Origin of the sequence: Bradyrhizobium sp., from assembly GCF_016213215.1 — a bacterium.
In the GTDB taxonomy this organism is placed as follows: Bacteria; Pseudomonadota; Alphaproteobacteria; order Rhizobiales; family Xanthobacteraceae; genus Bradyrhizobium.
Map to the genome: position 1 here is coordinate 1 of NZ_JACRAW010000099.1, position 16,425 is coordinate 16,425.

The 16,425-nt window shown below is 61.3% G+C and carries 14 protein-coding genes; 6 read left to right on the forward strand and 8 right to left on the reverse strand.

From position 1 onward, the window contains the following. Nucleotides 1-1,702 (reverse strand): type I secretion system permease/ATPase (locus tag HY852_RS17505; RefSeq protein ID WP_291606042.1); only part of this gene is annotated, 1,702 nt, incomplete at its 3' end. A 324-nt stretch (nt 1,703-2,026) separates the two neighbouring features. Here HY852_RS17505 and HY852_RS17510 point away from each other — a divergent pair. The 4 genes from HY852_RS17510 (at nt 2,027) to HY852_RS17525 (ending at nt 6,909) form a co-directional block, all read left to right on the forward strand. Beyond that, nucleotides 2,027-3,397 carry a glycosyltransferase family 4 protein gene (locus tag HY852_RS17510; RefSeq protein ID WP_291606043.1) on the forward strand — a complete coding sequence of 457 codons (1,371 nt, stop codon included), beginning with the start codon at nt 2,027-2,029 and terminating at the stop codon, nt 3,395-3,397. Then, complete coding sequence (locus tag HY852_RS17515) at nt 3,397-4,530, forward strand: radical SAM protein (protein ID WP_291606044.1); 1,134 nt, start codon at nt 3,397-3,399, stop codon at nt 4,528-4,530. The genes HY852_RS17510 and HY852_RS17515 overlap by 1 nt, the downstream gene beginning before the upstream one ends. A gap of 19 nt (nt 4,531-4,549) precedes the next feature. Beyond that, nucleotides 4,550-5,761 (forward strand): glycosyltransferase family 4 protein, encoded by a 1,212-nt coding sequence (locus HY852_RS17520; RefSeq protein WP_291606045.1) that lies wholly within the window; start codon nt 4,550-4,552, stop codon nt 5,759-5,761. 404 nt (nt 5,762-6,165) lie between these two features. Next, nucleotides 6,166-6,909 (forward strand): hypothetical protein, encoded by a 744-nt coding sequence (locus tag HY852_RS17525; protein WP_291606046.1) that lies wholly within the window; start codon nt 6,166-6,168, stop codon nt 6,907-6,909. On the opposite strand, the gene HY852_RS17530 is transcribed toward HY852_RS17525, so the two are convergent. The 3 genes from HY852_RS17530 to HY852_RS17540 all read right to left on the reverse strand — a co-directional run bounded on the left by HY852_RS17530 (nt 6,906) and on the right by HY852_RS17540 (nt 8,826). After that, nucleotides 6,906-7,148 carry a cold-shock protein gene (locus HY852_RS17530; protein ID WP_291606047.1) on the reverse strand — a complete coding sequence of 81 codons (243 nt, stop codon included), beginning with the start codon at nt 7,146-7,148 and terminating at the stop codon, nt 6,906-6,908. The two genes, HY852_RS17525 and HY852_RS17530, sit on opposite strands and share 4 nt — an antisense overlap. A gap of 335 nt (nt 7,149-7,483) precedes the next feature. After that, a complete protein-coding gene (locus HY852_RS17535) occupies nt 7,484-8,080 on the reverse strand; it encodes a hypothetical protein (RefSeq protein ID WP_291606048.1) in 597 nt (198 codons plus the stop codon). A 95-nt stretch (nt 8,081-8,175) separates the two neighbouring features. Continuing rightward, nucleotides 8,176-8,826, reverse strand: coding sequence for a hypothetical protein (locus HY852_RS17540; RefSeq protein ID WP_291606049.1), 651 nt, complete (start codon nt 8,824-8,826; stop codon nt 8,176-8,178). A 550-nt stretch (nt 8,827-9,376) separates the two neighbouring features. On the opposite strand from HY852_RS17540, the gene HY852_RS17545 reads away from it, so the two are divergent. Beyond that, nucleotides 9,377-9,697 (forward strand): H-NS histone family protein, encoded by a 321-nt coding sequence (locus tag HY852_RS17545; protein WP_291606050.1) that lies wholly within the window; start codon nt 9,377-9,379, stop codon nt 9,695-9,697. A gap of 653 nt (nt 9,698-10,350) precedes the next feature. On the opposite strand, the gene HY852_RS17550 is transcribed toward HY852_RS17545, so the two are convergent. Then, a complete protein-coding gene (locus tag HY852_RS17550; RefSeq protein ID WP_291606051.1) occupies nt 10,351-11,529 on the reverse strand; it encodes a cyclic nucleotide-gated ion channel in 1,179 nt (392 codons plus the stop codon). A 56-nt stretch (nt 11,530-11,585) separates the two neighbouring features. On the opposite strand from HY852_RS17550, the gene HY852_RS17555 reads away from it, so the two are divergent. Then, the gene (locus HY852_RS17555) at nt 11,586-11,996 is read left to right on the forward strand and encodes a F0F1 ATP synthase subunit epsilon (protein WP_291606052.1); all 411 of its coding nucleotides are present in this window, start codon (nt 11,586-11,588) and stop codon (nt 11,994-11,996) included. A 58-nt stretch (nt 11,997-12,054) separates the two neighbouring features. On the opposite strand, the gene HY852_RS17560 is transcribed toward HY852_RS17555, so the two are convergent. The 3 genes from HY852_RS17560 to HY852_RS17570 form a co-directional block, all read right to left on the reverse strand. Continuing rightward, nucleotides 12,055-13,497: a caspase family protein gene (locus HY852_RS17560; protein ID WP_291606053.1), complete on the reverse strand. Its 1,443-nt coding sequence runs from the start codon at nt 13,495-13,497 to the stop codon at nt 12,055-12,057. A gap of 156 nt (nt 13,498-13,653) precedes the next feature. Further along, nucleotides 13,654-15,801 carry an adenylate/guanylate cyclase domain-containing protein gene (locus HY852_RS17565; protein ID WP_291606054.1) on the reverse strand — a complete coding sequence of 716 codons (2,148 nt, stop codon included), beginning with the start codon at nt 15,799-15,801 and terminating at the stop codon, nt 13,654-13,656. Between the two features lie 25 nt (nt 15,802-15,826). Continuing rightward, on the reverse strand, nt 15,827-16,425 hold a 599-nt coding region (locus tag HY852_RS17570), incomplete at its 5' end, for a hypothetical protein (RefSeq protein WP_291606055.1).

Consider the following 16,425-nt stretch of genomic DNA (forward strand, 5'->3'; position numbering starts at 1 on the left):
TAAAGGCGATATTGTCCCTGATCGAACAATTGAAAAGGACGCTGTCCTGGAGAACCACCCCAACCTGGCGGCGCAACCAGGCCGGATCCACCTGCGCCACGTCCACGCCGTCTATGAGAACGCGGCCGCGCTCTGGTATGTACAGGCGCTGCACGAGCTTGGCCACCGTGCTCTTTCCAGATCCTGACGGACCAACTATCCCGATGACCTGGTTGGCCGGAATTCGAAAGTGGACGTCTCCCAGGATCTCGGGTCCATCAATGCGGTACCGAAACGTCACGTGCTCGAAACTGATGTCGCCCCTGATTGTACCTAGCGTCATCTTGCTGGGACTGTATACGGGTTCGGTTTCCGTGTTCAGGATGTCGCCGAGACGGGCGATTGACAGCCTGGCCTGATGGAAATCCTGCCAGGTCTGCGCCAGCCTGAGAACAGGCGCGCTCACCCGACCCGCGAGCAGATTGAACGCGACCAGCTCACCGACAGTGAGGTCGCCGCTCATGACCAGTCTGGCTCCGAAATAGAGAATAGCGGCGCTGGCCAGTTTGCTGACGAATTGCACCGATTGGCTGGCGACGTTTCCCAGGCTGATGACGCGGAAACTCGCTGCGACATATCCGGCCAGCTGCTGCTCCCAGCGGCGCTGCATCTGAGGCTCGACGGCCATTGCCTTGATGGTCTCAATTCCGGTCACGCTCTCGACGAGGAAAGCCTGGTTCTCCGCCCCCCGCTGAAACTTCTCGTCGAGCCGTTGCTGAAACAGAGGCGCGGCTGCGGCTGAAATACCGAAATAGATCGGAAGCGAGGCGAGGACGATCCCTGTCAGGGTCACCGAGTAAAAGAACAGGACGCCGATGAAAATGACTGTAAAGAACAGATCGATGATCAATGTCAGGGCGGAGCTGGTCAGGAAGTTGCGGATATTCTCGAGTTCGCGAACGCGCGCGACCGAGTCGCCGACCCGTCTTGCCTGAAAATATCCTATCGGTAGCGCCAGCAGGTGACGAAAGAGCCTCGCGCCGAGTTCGACATCGATGCGGTTCGTGGTGTGGGAAAACAGATAGGTGCGAAGGATGCCAAGTACCGTCTCAAAGGCGGCGATCGCTACAAGCCCGACCGCCAGCACATCCAGCGTGCTCATGCTTCGGTGAACCAGGACCTTGTCGACTACGACCTGAAAGAACAGCGGGGAAACGAGGGCAAAGAGCTGCAGGCAAAATGATGCGACCACGACTTCGGTCAAAAGCCGCCGATATTTGTGAATCGCCCCGAGGAACCAGGTGATGTCGAACCGGCGCGCGAGATCGGAAAGCGACGCGCGCCTCGTCATGAGAACGACTACGCCGTCCCACACGGCTTCAAGTTCGAGCCTTGACATCACCCGCGGCTGAGGATGACCAGGTTCGAGAGCAATCAGCTTATCTGCGCTCGCTTTACCCAGTATCAGGTATCTGTCGTCGCGCAGGACAGCGAGCGCAGGCAGGGGCAGGTTCGCAAGCCGAAGCCAGTTGGTGCTGACCGTTCGGGCCTTCAGTCCGAGATCCTTGGCGCACCGAAGCATCTCGGGAACCCCGATGGCCCGCCCGAATTGATGGCGAATGCGCTCCGGATCTATCGCGATGCCCTGAAATCGAAGCATCATCACCAGCGCGATGAATCCGCGATCGTCAAGTTCGCTGGTCGGCTCCAGTTGCTCGGGCATTGTTTCTCCGCGTCTCACACGCAGCTGAACGGCGCGCGTCGCAGTAACGCGTCGTCATCACAGATAATCGTCCGGTATTGCGGCCGCTGCTCGGCCGCAAGTCCGCTATCTTTCGATTGAGGCAGCAATCCGGCGCTCTTGGAGAATGGTGCGGCTTTAGCACGGCCTTGCCGAGTTGACGGTCGTCAATATCATCGCGATGCGGCAGCCTATCGTTGGTGGGATGTTTGCATTCGTAGGGATTAGCGCCATGCGCGCACCGTCACTTGGGCACAATGGCGGGCCTCGGCTCCTCGACCAGAACGGTTCTGGTGGGAGCGCGCGATGACTGGCTCTTCGTTCGGCCTCAGCCCGGGCCCAATGACCGCGCTTGCGGACGCGCATTCATCGGTTCGGGCAGCACGACCCGATGTATTTGAGCTGCCTGATCAGCAAGAGGATCCAGGCTCCTCCGATAAACCCTACCTGAAGGTCCTGTTTGCCAACAAGTTCTTTTTCCGCAACGGCGGCTCCGAGGCCGTCATGTTCGACGAAATGGAACTTCTGCGACGTCGAAAGCTCGAAGTGGTCGAATTTTCGATGGAAGACGAGCGAAATCTTCCGTCCCGGTTCCATTCCTATTTCGTATCGCAGAAATCGTACCGGCACGTCTCCCGAGGCGACAAGATAAGATCAGCGATTTCACTGGTTCATTCGCGGGAAGCCGTTGCGAGGATCCGCAGGCTGCTGGAGGATGAGAAGCCTGACGTCCTGCACTGTCACAACATCTATCATCAGCTTACTCCATCTATCATCACCGTAGCATCCCGGATCGGAGTTCCGGTCGTTCTCACGCTGCACGACTACAAGCCGGTGTGTCCCGTCTACACGCAGCTCAGCAACGGAAAGGTCTGCACCAAATGTGCGGACGGGCGCTTTGAATCGCTGCTGATGCAGCGTTGTGCGGACGGCTCGCTCGCGCGGAGTGCATTGCTCTGGGCAGAGGCGCGCTACCACGCACTTGCCGGAAGTTATCACCGCGTCAGCAAGTTCATTGCTCCGAGCCTGTTCATGCGCGAGGCTGTCGTCCGTCGCTTTGGTGCGGACAAAGTCGTGCACATTCCGAACGGGATAGACGCCTCGCGCATCCAGGTCGCGACCCACGATCAGGGTTATGTGCTGTATCTCGGGCGTCTCTCGCGCGAGAAGGGCGTCGAGACGCTCTTGACGACACATGCCGCAAGCGAGCCGCCCTGGCGGCTTGTGATCGCCGGAACCGGGCCATTGCTGGAGGAGGCGCAACGGAAGTTCCCGTCTGCCGAGTTCAGGGGGCATCTTGCCGGGATCGAGCTTGAAGCGGCGATCAGGGGCGCCGCCCTGATCGTCGTCCCGTCAGAGTGGCACGAAAACAGTCCCATCTCGATCCTAGAGGCCATGGCGTACGGAAAGCCGATCGTCGCATCGCGCATCGGCGGAATCCCGGAGCTCGTCAGGGAAGGGAAGACCGGTCTGCTGTTCGAACCGGGCAACGTGTCCCAGCTTTCGCACAACATAAGGACCCTTCTCGGCAATCGTGCCCTGCGCGAGTTGTTTGGCCGCAATGCGCGTCAGATCGTGGAAGCCGAGCACTCACTACAGGCACACGGATCCGCGCTTCTGGCGCTGTACGATGAAATTGTCCGCCCGGTGAGACGGCGAAGAAAGGCTGGATCGTAATGGACCTCACGGTTATCTCGACCTTCCGGTGCAACTCGAAGTGCCAGATGTGCTACATCTGGCAGAATCCGACCGAGCCGAAAGAAGAGATTTCGCTTGAAACGCTGTCGAAGCTTCCTTCCGGGTTCGACAACCTGAATGTGTCCGGCGGCGAACCGACGCTTCGGAAAGATCTTGCGGACATTGCCGATCTGCTCCACCCGAAAGCCCGGGTTATGGAGATATCGTCAAACGGCCTGCACCCCGAACGCCTCGTTCCGATCATCAAGAGACATCCGAACATCAAGGTGCGTTTCTCGCTCGAGGGTGACCGGGTAACCAATGACACGATCCGGGGCGAGAAGGACGGCTACAACATCAAGGTAGCTGGCCTCAGAATGCTGCGCGAGGCAGGCGGCACTGACCTCGGCTTTGCCATGGTCATACAGGACGAGAACGTCGACCAACTCGTCAGCGTCTACGAGTTTGCCCGCAAGGAAGGTTTTGAGCTCGCAACATCTGCCCTGCATAACGCGTGGCAATTCTACAAGAACGACAACTATTTCTACGATCGCAAGGCTGTGGCCCGGAAAGTCGAAGGGCTTATCTCGGCGATGCTGCGCAGTCCGAAGCCGAAGAACTGGTTCCGAGCCTATCTCAACCTCGGTCTGATCGAAAAGATCCTGGGCCATGACCGACTGATACCCTGCAGCGCCGGCAGGGACTTTGCCTTCATCGATCCCTGGTCCGACGTGTGGGCCTGCAACGTCCGGTCTGACCTTCCCATGGGCAATCTCGCGCGCCAGTCCTGGGATGAGATCATGAACAGCGAAGTGGCCAGGCAGACGCGCAAGAAGGTGGCGAGTTGCGCCCAGAATTGCTGGATGGTCACGACGGCGCGAACCGCGATGCGGTCAAACCTCATTCCGCAGCTGCCGAAAGCCGAGCCCCTGATGTGGGTTCTCAAGAACAAGCTGAAGCTGTCGATCGGCAGGAGCATCTGCTTCGACAGCTATATCGACTATGGCGACGTCAAGCCGTCTCCCGTCGTCGAGCGAACGTCGTTCCTGAACAAGACCGTCAAGGCCCGGCTCGTCAAGGGGCGCAAGACCCCTGAAGAGCACTACCCGCTTCGAACTTTCATGAACAACTAGATAGCGCGGAGCAAGCCCAATGACCAGTCGCGGAATCTATATGTTCGGCTTTCGTGGCTTCCCGAGCGTTCAGGGCGGTATAGAGACGCATGCGGAGAATCTTGCACCGCGGCTTGTCGAGCTTGGTGCGCGGGTCACAGTCTGCATGCGATCGCCGTATGTCGATCCAGACATCCAGAAAGTCTGGAACGGGGTGCGAATACTGCGGTTGTGGACCGTTCGGAACGCTTACTTCGAGACGCTGCTGCATTCGCTCGTTTGCGCAATCGTCGCCGCCTTCCGCAGACCTCGGCTGGTCCACGTGCACGGGATCGGACCCGCCATCGTAACGCCGCTTCTGCGAGCGTTCGGCCTCCGGGTCGTGGTTACGCATCATGGCGAAGACTATAACCGCGAGAAATGGGGCTGGGCGGCGCGCACCGTACTTCGCGCCGGCGAGGCGCTGGGTATGCGATACGCCAACAGGCGCATTGCGGTCAGCCGCAGCATTGCGGAACTGGTTGCGGCGAAATATGGCAAGCAGTGCGACGTCATACCGAATGGCGTCCTGCTCTCCGACGTCCCGGTGCAAAGCGACCGCGTCACCGCGCTCGGACTGGAGCCCGGACGATACGTCCTGACTGTCGGTCGACTCGTCCCGGAAAAGCGCCAATTGGATCTTTTGCGTGCCTTTTCTTCTGCGAAGCTCGGGGGATGGAAGCTGGCGATCGTCGGCAGGATCGATCACAAGAATGAATATGCCGATCGGCTCGCTGCTGAGGCCGCACGCTGCGAAAACGTGGTGATGGCAGGCTTCCAGACCGGCGAATCTCTCCGTCAGCTCTATGCGCATGCCGGGCTGTTCGTCTTGCCGTCCTCGCACGAGGGTCTTCCGATCGTGCTTCTGGAAGCGCTCAGCTACGGGTTGCCGGTGCTGGTCAGCGACATTCCGTCCAATCTTGAGGTGGTCAGCGACGGGGCACATGTCTTCCGGGTCGGAGATTGCGAGGAAATGCGTTCAAAGATTGCGGCGTTGACGGTCCTGGAGTGGAGCGCCGAGGATCGGCAAACGCTTCGTCGAGAGAGCACGGCGCGCTACAATTGGACGGACATTGCGCGGAGGACCTTGGAAGTATACGACGGCGTGCTCGGCCGGAAACACAGGAAGGAAGGCGGAGCCGGCGTGCCTTTGCCCGGGCATTATAATCCTGTTGGCAGCGTCAACGACAATTTGGCAAAACCGCTCACCTGAGCCGCCTCGGCAACAGCCGATTTGCGCAAACAGCGCGGCGGCTTGAAATAAGGAGCGGGCCGGCGCCGGGACGCACTTGGACGCGCCACTCCAACTTGGCCGGCGTCCGTCGTCTTGCGGCCGGGGAATGTGAGCCAAGAAGCGCTCGCGCCGGAGGGCACCGGAATTTACGTCATCGCTCTGGCAGCAAATAGCGCCTCCTGAAACAGCAGCAGCTGAGCTGCAGGAGGCGGAAACTGCTCGGGAACGCGCCATTTCACGCTTCGCAGCGCAATTATGAGGGTTGATCGGCAATTCTGGGAATAGATTGGGCTTTTGAAAAGACCTGGAATCTGAAAGGCTAGCCACTGGGGATTTTCAGAAATTCGAGAGAATGCGTCCGAGCGCGCCTGGACATTGCGAAAATGAGCTCAACGGACATTCCTGCAGTGAATGAGAGCGGCCTCGACCAGCTGCTGAAGCCGATCCTCGATTCAGCCGCTCAATATCTCATCAGATTGGCCGAGCCCGGTTTGGAATTCGTGCCGGAAAAGTTGCGACGTCCGCTGTTCGTCGTGCATCAGACGTTGAGCGGGGAACTGCGGGCCCTTCTGGAATTGCGAACTGTATACGGCGACATGATCGTCTGCCGAATTGCCGCTGCACGACATCCCTGGGAGCAAGGCGAACTCACACACTACCAGCATTTGAGGCTGGTGTGGTCGCACTTTTTGCGGCTGCACAGCACATTTGAGCATAAGCTCGCAGAACTTGGTCAATACCATCGCGAGGCGCTCGAACTTTTTTCCGCAGATATCGAGCCGATGGATGCGGATGCATATCCAGGCCAAGCCGGCATTGTGTCAGGCGAAACCGCAACTTGTCGGGAGAGGCAGACCGACCGCTGGTACGAAGTCGCGCCCAAACCGGAACAGTCCGCGATATTCCCCCAGATGAGGGTCGCCAGCGATTGGCCGGACGGCCTTAGTCCGTTTGCAGACCACTATGATGGGGCCAGAAGGGAGCTGTTAAGTGAGATTGATACGACAGCCGAGATGGTGGGGGCGGCAATTGCCGGTTTTTTGGTTTGTCACGGTCGAGCCCTTTTGGACGTTATTGAACGTTACAACAATATGCTCACAAACTTTCAGAAAAGCCGGACCGATTAACGACGATCGGCTTCATGATTATTTCGATCAGCGCGAGTCCGACCGGCAACGCGCAAATTGTCGGCGGTACCAGAGCTCGAGACGACATCGTAGCTAATTCTCTGACCCTCAACGAGCTCGGCAAGGCCAGCCCGTTGAACCGCCGACGCATGGACGAAAACGTCCCTGCCGCCGCCGTCAGGACGGATGAATCCATACCCTTTGAACTTATTGAACCAAACAACGAAACCCGTCGCCAAGAAAATCCCCGTCAGTAGCTGTTCAGCGCCGTAAAAATCGAGGTGAAAGGCACACTACCAACCTGCTGCACTGCGGAAAGTTCCAAAGGCGCGCGGGAACTCATCGAGCTATGCAAGGCGAGGCGAGCGGGACATCGGCGGGCGCGCCAGTTCGGATGACCCGATTCGGTGCATGCGCTTCTCCGGCGCGCTGCATCCAAGATGCCGGACGACACTTCAGAGCAGCGGCGTTTCGCAGCCAGGTGATTTGGCGACCCGTGATCCGGTTGAGCATGTGACGGGTCGGGTCTGTTTTAGCCGACCGTTTGTTGGTAGCGGGTCGGCTCGCTGCATGCTCACGGGTAGGGAGCGATCCTGAAATAGATCAGGCCGCCGACAGGGACGATGCCACGCTGATTCCTGTGGGCGCGGATCCACTCCTCTGCGATCCCTTCACGCCGGAGCGTTTCTATGTCTCTGAGGTTGATGGTTTCCACCTTCTCGATGCTCCAGACGACCAACCTTGCCCCGGACTTCTCGAACGCAGCTTTCAACTCGGCGAACACATCGCACCTGGTCAGCATCCGGACAAGCGCTGGCCCATCCGGCGCGCGAGGGTTGCGCGTATCGCGAGTGTGCAGGAAACAATCCGCGATCTGCTGCTTCCAGGCAGCGTGTCGGATGCGTCCGAGGCCGAACCCCTTGAGATCGCCAATGACGACCCCGTCGTTCGCCATCGACTCAAGCAACCTGCCGGCAGCGGCCATGTCATCCTTGAGCGCGGGATGGCAGCTGAGAGGAGGGTGACGCAGCCTTAAGTAGCTGTGATCGGAGTCTTGCTTGAGCCACATCTGGACGGAGCAGCGCTCACCGGTCTCCGTCTGGTAGATCTGCTCCCCGCTGTCGACGCTTTTGAGCACTGCCGGAGCGGTATCGGCGCGAGCTGCCGCCACAGGCGCCAGCGTCAGGCCTGCAATTATTGCTGCTCTCGTCAGAAACATGAGCCAGCCCCGTCGAGAAGAGTTTTCCTGGATGTATTGCGCAAGGTTCAGGGGAAGGGCGCGATCCTGAAATAGACGAATCCGCCAAGGGGGACGACGCCGTGGTCGTTCCAGCGGGCATCGATCCATTCCTCCGACATTCCCTCTTTCCGGAGAAAGTCGGTGTTCTTGAGGTTGACGGTCTCCACTTTCTCGATGTCCGAGATGACCAACCTTGCTCCGAACTTCTCGAACACGCCGTTCAGCTCAGTGAAGACGTTGCAACCTCTCAGCATCTCGGCAAACGCTCGATGAGGCGGTGGCGCGCGGCGGTCACTCCTGCCGCGGTTTCCCAGGAAACAATCCGCGACCTGTTGCTTCCAGGCTGCGGGCGTGACGCGTCCGAGGGTGAAGGTCTTGAGGTCGCGAATGCTGATGCTGTCGCCGGTCATGGATGCAAGCAACCTTCCGATCGCAGCGGTCTCATCCGCAACGGCCGAACGGCAGGTGGACGGCGAGCGATGCAGGCTGATGAATTTGCCGTCGGGTTGTTGATGCTCGAGCCGGATTAAGACGGCGCAGTCCTGACCAATTTCCGTCTGATAGACTGGCTGTCCGTTGTCGATGCTCTTGAGCACTGCCGGCGCGGAATCGGCGCGAGCCATCGGCAAAATAGCGAGCACCAGGCCTGCGAGTGCAACCATTCGTGTCAGAAACATAAACCTGCCTGTCGAAAAATCATTCTTGGATGCGTTGCCAATAGCACGTCGCGGCTGCCAGTACAGTACTACAGGAACCGATTGGCGAAGCTGATCTGCCGATGCAGGACGTCGGGACCAGAAAGCGCAACGCCGCCGAAGCGGAATATGTTCGCCCGGCGGCGTTGGTCAGATACTGGGCCTCGAAATCCCCCAGCGGGAATATTCGTCTACAGTCAAAGCCGAAAACTCAACAAATATAGGTATCAGTTTTCGGCAGAGAACCCCTTTTCACCGATCTATTTCGGCGATTCCTAAGCGCGCCACGCTTTGAGATGGCGATGAGCGCAGCATAAGCGCGGCGCTTTCGGCGGCGCCGCAAGACCCGGAAGCCTGTCGCGCAGAGGTCGTCGACTTCGGCGTAGGCAGAAAAGCCGAATATGTCGGGCGTAGATCTTTAAGTAACTTAACTGAGATCAATAAATGCCGCTGCGCCGGCAAGTATTTGCCTTCCGGCCGCCATCTTTAAGGTAACTCCTAATAACAACGAACGACAGCGGGAGTCGGGGAAATGTACAGTCGCGATCTAAAATCGATGTCCGTAGATCAGCTATGGAATCTTCATGAGCAGGTCGTTGCCGAACTGGGGCGCAAAATTGCGGCTGAAAAGATCAGACTGGAGGAGCGCCTGCGTAAGCTCCAGTCGGCCGGCGCAATCGCAAGACCTGATCGCGAACGTCGGCCGTACCCTAAGGTTCTTCCGAAATATCGAAACCCGAAAAATCGCGAGGAGACCTGGGCCGGTCGCGGCAAGCAACCGCGATGGTTGAGGGCCCAGCTTCGATCCGGGAAGAAGCTGGAAGATTTTCGTATCGGGCCGGCGTCCGCCTGATACCTCCTGCTCTGCAGCGGCCGGCCTCCGCCGAAAGTTGTGGTCAAAAGTGAATACAAGAGATCGTAGTCGTGTGGTTTGGTACCCTCGCTGCAGCGGGGGTATTCATGTTTCTTACGACCGAGCTCACTTGGCAGAAAATGGATAACTTGGCAGATATCGAGGGGCAAAGGGCCGATCTTGAGCGGCAAATGGCCGATCTGCTGGCTTTGAGGCGGGCATTGTGTCTCGCCATGGCATCTCTTCAACGTCCCAGGCGCCCCAGGCACGGCCTTACGCGCACTTCGTTCAGGCGAACCGTGTCGCGCGGAAGCAGGATTTTCTGAGCGCTAAGCTTCTGAGTGTCTCGCAGACAGGAAGGCCGCCCGAACGCGGCTCGCTTTAGCCTTCCTGGTCTTCGAGCACGACAAGAGGGGCGTACGCGTCGTCACGAAACGCGGGTTGGGATGCGGTGGACGAGGCAACGTCGGCGCAATGACGAGTTTGTTCGAGCGAGGTATTTCGCCAAGAACATCCCGGCCGAGCCAACGGGTTCGCGCGAAGTGCGGCCCCATGACAGGCTCCGCGTGAGCCCGGACCCATAACGACAGGCCGTTGTGCTGCGAAGGTTTGAGTCCCAGCTGCGCCAAAACAACTGAGCCCTGTGGTGATGGTCACCCGGCTCGGGCCGGCAGCGCCTGTGTCGTGCTATTTGCCTCGCGGCGGCGGCGTGCCTCGGCTTCGATCAGGTTGACGAGCTCGGGCCGGCGGCCGGCCAGTTGGCGAAGATCGGCAACGTCGAGCACGAGCAGGACGCTCGGCTTCGTGGCGACCACGGTTGCCGAGCGGGGCGTACCGAACAGGAGCGCCATTTCGCCGAAAAAACTTCCCGGCGTGAGCACGACGGGAGCCGGCGAAAGCTGCACGGTGGCCTCGCCCGAGACCACGAAATACATGGTGTCGCCCGGCTCGCCCTTGCGCACGATCACCGTGCCTTCGGCGACGTCCCGTGACTCCAGCAGGCGCACGATATCGGCGATCGCGGCGGCGCCGAGGTCTTGAAAGAACGGCACCGTCGTGACGAGGTCCCAGGTATGGAGAAAGTGGCGGCGCTGCAGCTCCTCGGCAAAAGCCGTGGCGATAATGCCGGCCTGAAGCGCGAACATCACGACGCCGCCGACCATTACCCATCCTCCGAGCAGTCGCCCCCATACCGTCACCGGCGTCACGTCGCCATAGCCCGTCGTCGTCAGGGTCACGATCGCCCACCACATCGCGCGCGGCACGCTGCCGAAGACTTCCGGCTGGATCTGGCGTTCGAAGATGTAGGCGAGCGTGGAGGCGACGAAGAAGATCGCGAGGAAAAGGCTGGCAATGCTGAGCAGCGCCGTTCGGCTGCGCTGCATCACCCGCCAGAACAGCGCAAGCCCCGCGGTGTGGCGGATGTAGCGCAGCGCCCAGGCCAGGGCGAACAGCAGGGCGTCCTTCGGTTCTGACACCATCAGCCAGCCGCAGGGCAGGGCGAGCACCGAAGCAGCGTCGATCAGGCCCTCGGCAGAGGTAAGATAGAGGCGCTGCCTCGCCCAGGTCCGCAGCTTGCGCAGCCGAAGGGCGAATTTGGCAGCGATCGCGATCCATGCCGCGACAACGATGGCGGCGAAAAAGAGCTGCAGAGGGTCATTGAAAGTCGGCGAGGTGCCGAGAATCATCGCGAACAGCCCGACGGTGGTCAGTCCGTTGGACAGGGTGGGAGACAATGATCGGGGACCGGATTTCATCGGGTTGGCACGGAAGCGCTGGCAGCCTCTACATTGCGGGTTGCGCGCGCCCTGGACCTTGACCAGTATCAACAAGCCCGAATCCTGCGGCCCTAAGCCGTCAATTCTCCCTGCAAAGAAGCGGAAAGCCCATGCCGAACTTCCAGATGAGCCTCGTCTCCCCCGCGAAGCTGTTGTTCGCGGAAGCAGTCGCGCAGGTCGACCTGCCTGGTGCCGAGGGCGATTTCGGCGTGCTGTCGGGCCATGCGCCGATGGTAGCGCTGCTCCGGCCGGGGATCATCACGGCGATCGCCGGTGATTTTCGCGAACGGTTCGTGGTATTCGGCGGGCTGGCCGAGTTCTCCGACGAAAGCCTGACCGTGCTGGCGGAAGACGCCACGCCGGTCGAGGAATTCGACGTCGGGCTGCTGGAGGCCCTCATTGACGAGATGCAGGAGGGCCTCGCCGGCATTCCGGTCGGTGCGGAGCTCGACGAGGCGATCGCAAGGCTCGACCATTACAAGTCGATCCAGGCCGGTCTCACCGTCACGACCGCGCTGTAGCTGAAACAGCCGAACGCGCGACGCGATAAGAGCACGTCGCGTTTCCAGATGGCCGCGGCTAATAATCGTGGTGGCCAGACGGGCGGCCGCCACGGCCGCCACGGCCGCCAATCGCGCCGCCGATACCGATGCCGATACCAATCGCCGCGCCGATCGCCTCGGGCGGGATACCCTCTTCCTTCGGAGGCGCGGCGGTAGTGGGTTGCCGGCGCACCCTGGGAGTGTCGACAACCCGCTTGGGCCTCGGCTGCTCCTCAACCCGCTTTTTGAGCGGCTGGGTCGGCGGGCAGGGGCAGGTCGGTCCCATCGCGACGGTGTTCGGCTGCGCGCCGAACGAGCGGTTGCGGACGCGGTCCTGCAGTTTGCGTGCGGTCGCCGCAAGGTCGCCGGTCGGGTAGGTACCCAGGAACGCGGCGTAGGAAGCCGCGGTGTTGATCGCCACCGCGGTGGCCCACGCCTCCATCACATAGCGGCGCTCAAGCAGGGTGCGCACGCGCACATTGTAGGGCGGCTGGGCGAACAGGGCGACGAAGGCCTCATAGGCCGGCACGGTATCGTCGGCGATCACCAGCTGATAGGCGACCCTGGGGTCCTTGCCCTTGAGCTCCTTGCGCCAGTCGTCGGCGCTGCGCGTTGCGCCTTGCGGCTTCGCAGCCCCGGCCTTGGCCTGGTCGGTCACGCCTTGCTGTGCCCTGCCGGACGCGGCCTGGTCGCCGAAGAACCTGAAGTCGGTGGTCAGCGAGGAGCTTTCCCACGGGATCTGCCGGCCTTCGGTGGCATCGTTGACGGCGACGCGCACCCGCTTGAAGGCCTCCTCGATCGGCACGTTCGGCTCCCTCGCCACAGTGAGCAGCGCCGTCGTGTACGGGCTGTTTTCGCCGCTGCCGTCCTCGGCCACCGCGCCCGGGGAGGTCGAATAGGAGATGAACGAGCCGGCGGCGCCGGCCTTGGTATCCACGATGGCAAGGCCGTGACCGGCCGTGTTGTTGATGGCAGGGAACGGATTGTTGCGGCAGGCATCGAGCATGATGATGCGCATCCGCGTCGGCAGCGCGCCCAGCGTGTTCATGACGTCGGTGAGGCGGACCGCCTGCAGCGGAATGTCGGTCTCGCGTTTCGGATCGACATCGACGGGGAGGAGATAATTCTCGCCGTCGATCTGCAGGCCATGGCCGGCATAGAACATCAGCGCGACGGTATCGGGCCCGCTCGCGGCGATCTTAGCGGCGAAGTCGCCGACGGCCCCGCGCATGTCGTTCTGGGTGAGGTCGGACGTCGCGGTGACTTCGAAGCCGGCATTGCCGAGCATCTCGGTCATCTTCCTGGCATCGTTGGCGGGGTTCGGCAACGCCACCACCGAGCGATACGCGGATTGGCCGATGACGAGCGCCAGGCGCTTTTCCGCCTGAGCTGTTTGCGAGGCGGCGAGCAGGAAAAGCACCAGCGCCGCTGTGATCGAACATGATTTGCGAAGGAAAGGAAGGAGAGAGAGGGCACGCATGCTTCAGTCTCCATTTCAAGGCCGCTATACGGCCGCTTGCCTGCTAGCACATCTGGCTATCGGAGTGTTGACGTGCGTCAACGCTCGCGCGGGCGATTTTGGAATGCAGGCCGAGCGGGCTCGCATCTCTCCAAGGCGCGGTGTTACCTTTCGACGCTACTTGCCCTCGAGCGTATTGACCGGCTCCCAGTCGGGTGGCGGGGGATGGGTGGCCAGCTCCTTGGCGCGCCGGGAGAAGATCGCCGAAGGTGGATCCTCACCTGCAATACGATCGAAGCACGCGGTCGCGCGCTCGAACTCACGCGCGCGCCAATGCGCAAGTCCCTCGGCATAGGCCGCCGCGGTCCTCGACTGCTGTTCGCTCTCCTGTCCGGCTTCGGCGAGCGGCTCGTAGACGTTGACGGGCTCGGCGCGTCCCTTGACCCTGATCGCGTCGAGCTCGCGCCAGGCGAACGTCCCTCCCGTTTGCGCGACCGTCATTTCGGAGGCCATGATCGAAGTGCCGAAATACTTGTTGGCGCCCTCGAGCCGGGAGGCGACGTTCACGGCGTCGCTCATGACCGTGTAGTTGAAGCGCCGCTTCGATCCGATATTGCCGACCAGCGCTCCGCCCGAATTGAGTCCGATGCGGTGCGCGAGACGGTAGCCCTGAAATGCGGCACTGTCGGTGTTGAGCTCTTCAAGCCGATGCCGGCATTGCAGCGCGGCGCGCACCGCGTTGCGTGCGTGGTCAGGATCGTCGACCGGAGCTCCGAAGACCGCGACGATGGAGTCGCCGATGTATTTGTCGATATAGCCGCCGTGATTCTCGATGATGTCGGTCATTGCCGACAGATATTCATTCATCAGTGCCACGAGCTCGGTCGGTGTGAGCTTTTCGGAGATGGAAGAAAAGCCGGCCACGTCGGAGAAGAACACGGTCAGGTTGCGCATCTCGCCGCCAAGCGCCGGCATTTTTGCCGACGCGAGCATGGTGTCGATGACCTGCGGCGCGAGATAGAACGCGAAGCTCTTGCGCAGGAAGCGCTCTTCCTTGTCGGCGATCACGAAGCGGTATCCGACCATCATCGCGAGCGCCGCGGCGCCGGCGAATGTTGGCTCGAACACGGGCAGCGCCAGCGACTTGACGAACACGCTGACTGCGGCAGCTGTATACATCACGATGACGCCGATATAGACGAGAGTCGCGCCGAGCGGCGCCAGCAGGCAGGCGGCAAAGGCGGCAAAAGCCGCGATCGCGACCGTGATGACGGCCCGCGTCGGAAAGCCAGGCTCGACGGCCGCATCGCGTCCCATCAGGTTCTTTACCGCCGTCGCATGGACGAAGACGCCCGCCATCGAGCTGCGCGCCGTCTGCGCGGCGGCTGTCACGGCGGGGAATACGCAGCGCGGCGCGCGTGCGCCGTCGAGTCCCTTCGAAAGCCGTATCGAGGTGAGCTTGCGGTCCTCGAAGTTGAGCACTGTGCCGAGGATCACGACCTTGCCGCCAAACTCGCGGCGGAAGAACTCGTTGTCGGCCTTCTCAAGGCAGGCGTGCAGGTCGGCAAAGGAATAGGTCGGAATGTCGCGGCCGCCGCCGCGGAAGTTCAGCGTCATCGTGTTCGGCATCGCGCCTGGAATACGGTAGCCGCCAAGAGTCATCTCGCCGTTCGACGAAAGCTCCGGCTTGGCGTCGAGCGCGCGCGCGGCCAGCTCGACCGCCATCGAGGGAACGCGCTTGCCGTCGATGAGGAATGTCAGCGGCAACCTGCGGATGACCTCGTCGGGATCAGTGTTGACGTTGAGCGCTCGAATGTTTTGCGGCAGAGCGGCCAGCCGTTGCCCGGGTGAGGGACGCTCAGGGTGTTCCCGGCTCAAGATCTCGCCGAGGACAAGCTTGCCGGCCGAGGCCGCGGACCTGAGCGATCGGAGAAAGTCCCGGTCGAACCCGCGCAGCCGGGCGCCGAGCGGTTGGTCGCCAAACGGAATTTCAGATTGTTCGATCGATGTCGGAAAAATGACGTCAAAGCCGATTACCCGCGCGCCACCATCCGCGATGGCCGAGACGACGCGGCCGAGCTCGCGGCTCCATGTCATTGTCGGCGAACCCACGAAGGGCGCCGTGTGGTAGGTCTCTTCATCGATCGCGACGACAACGACGGGAGAGGAGGCGGGATAGCGGCGGTCGCCGAACAGCTCCCAGCGGAGGGTCGTCAACAGATCCAGCGACAGTCCCTGCAGGAGCTCAATGGACGCCAGGGACGCGCCGGACACCAGCGCTATCAAGAGAGCCGCAACAACGTTCCGCCTGGTGATGCGCCGCATGGCCGCGCGTCGCGCCGGCAACCGGCTATTGCAGCCGGAGCAGGCGACCTACGATCGGCGAGGGACTCATCGTGGCTTGCGGGTCAACCAGGAAGGTGAAGCGTTTTTTTCCCAGCGTTGCCAGATAAGTGCCGCCGGGCGTCAGGGATTTTCCAGCCTTGGCGAAGTCGTAGAACCTGCCCCGCACCATCTGGTTGCTCTTGAGTGGCACTGTGAACTGCTCGCCCGACCCATCGATCCGTTCGATGACGAGCGTGCCGCCGCTCTTCGCTTCGACCAGGGGCGAAACGCCGTAGAGCGTCGGCAGCTTTTTCGGCGGGCCGGAGCGGCCGGGCTGGATGGCGCGGAAGGTGGTGGCGGCGCTCTGGTTGGCTTCGCGATCGGACAGCTGGACGGCACCGGCATCGCAAGGCACTTTCACGCGCTGGACGTCGCCGAGGTGGACCATGCTCTCCTCGGCTCCCACGATGACCGTTCCCCCGGTAATCGTCTCGCGCCAGCACGATTTCATGTAGCCGAGGACGACCGTGGCCTGGGGGGCGAGCTTGATCACCTTGCCGGGCGCCACATAGTCCATGAATTCAACGCCCTGGACCTTGCCTTGCACGTCCTCGACGATGGCAA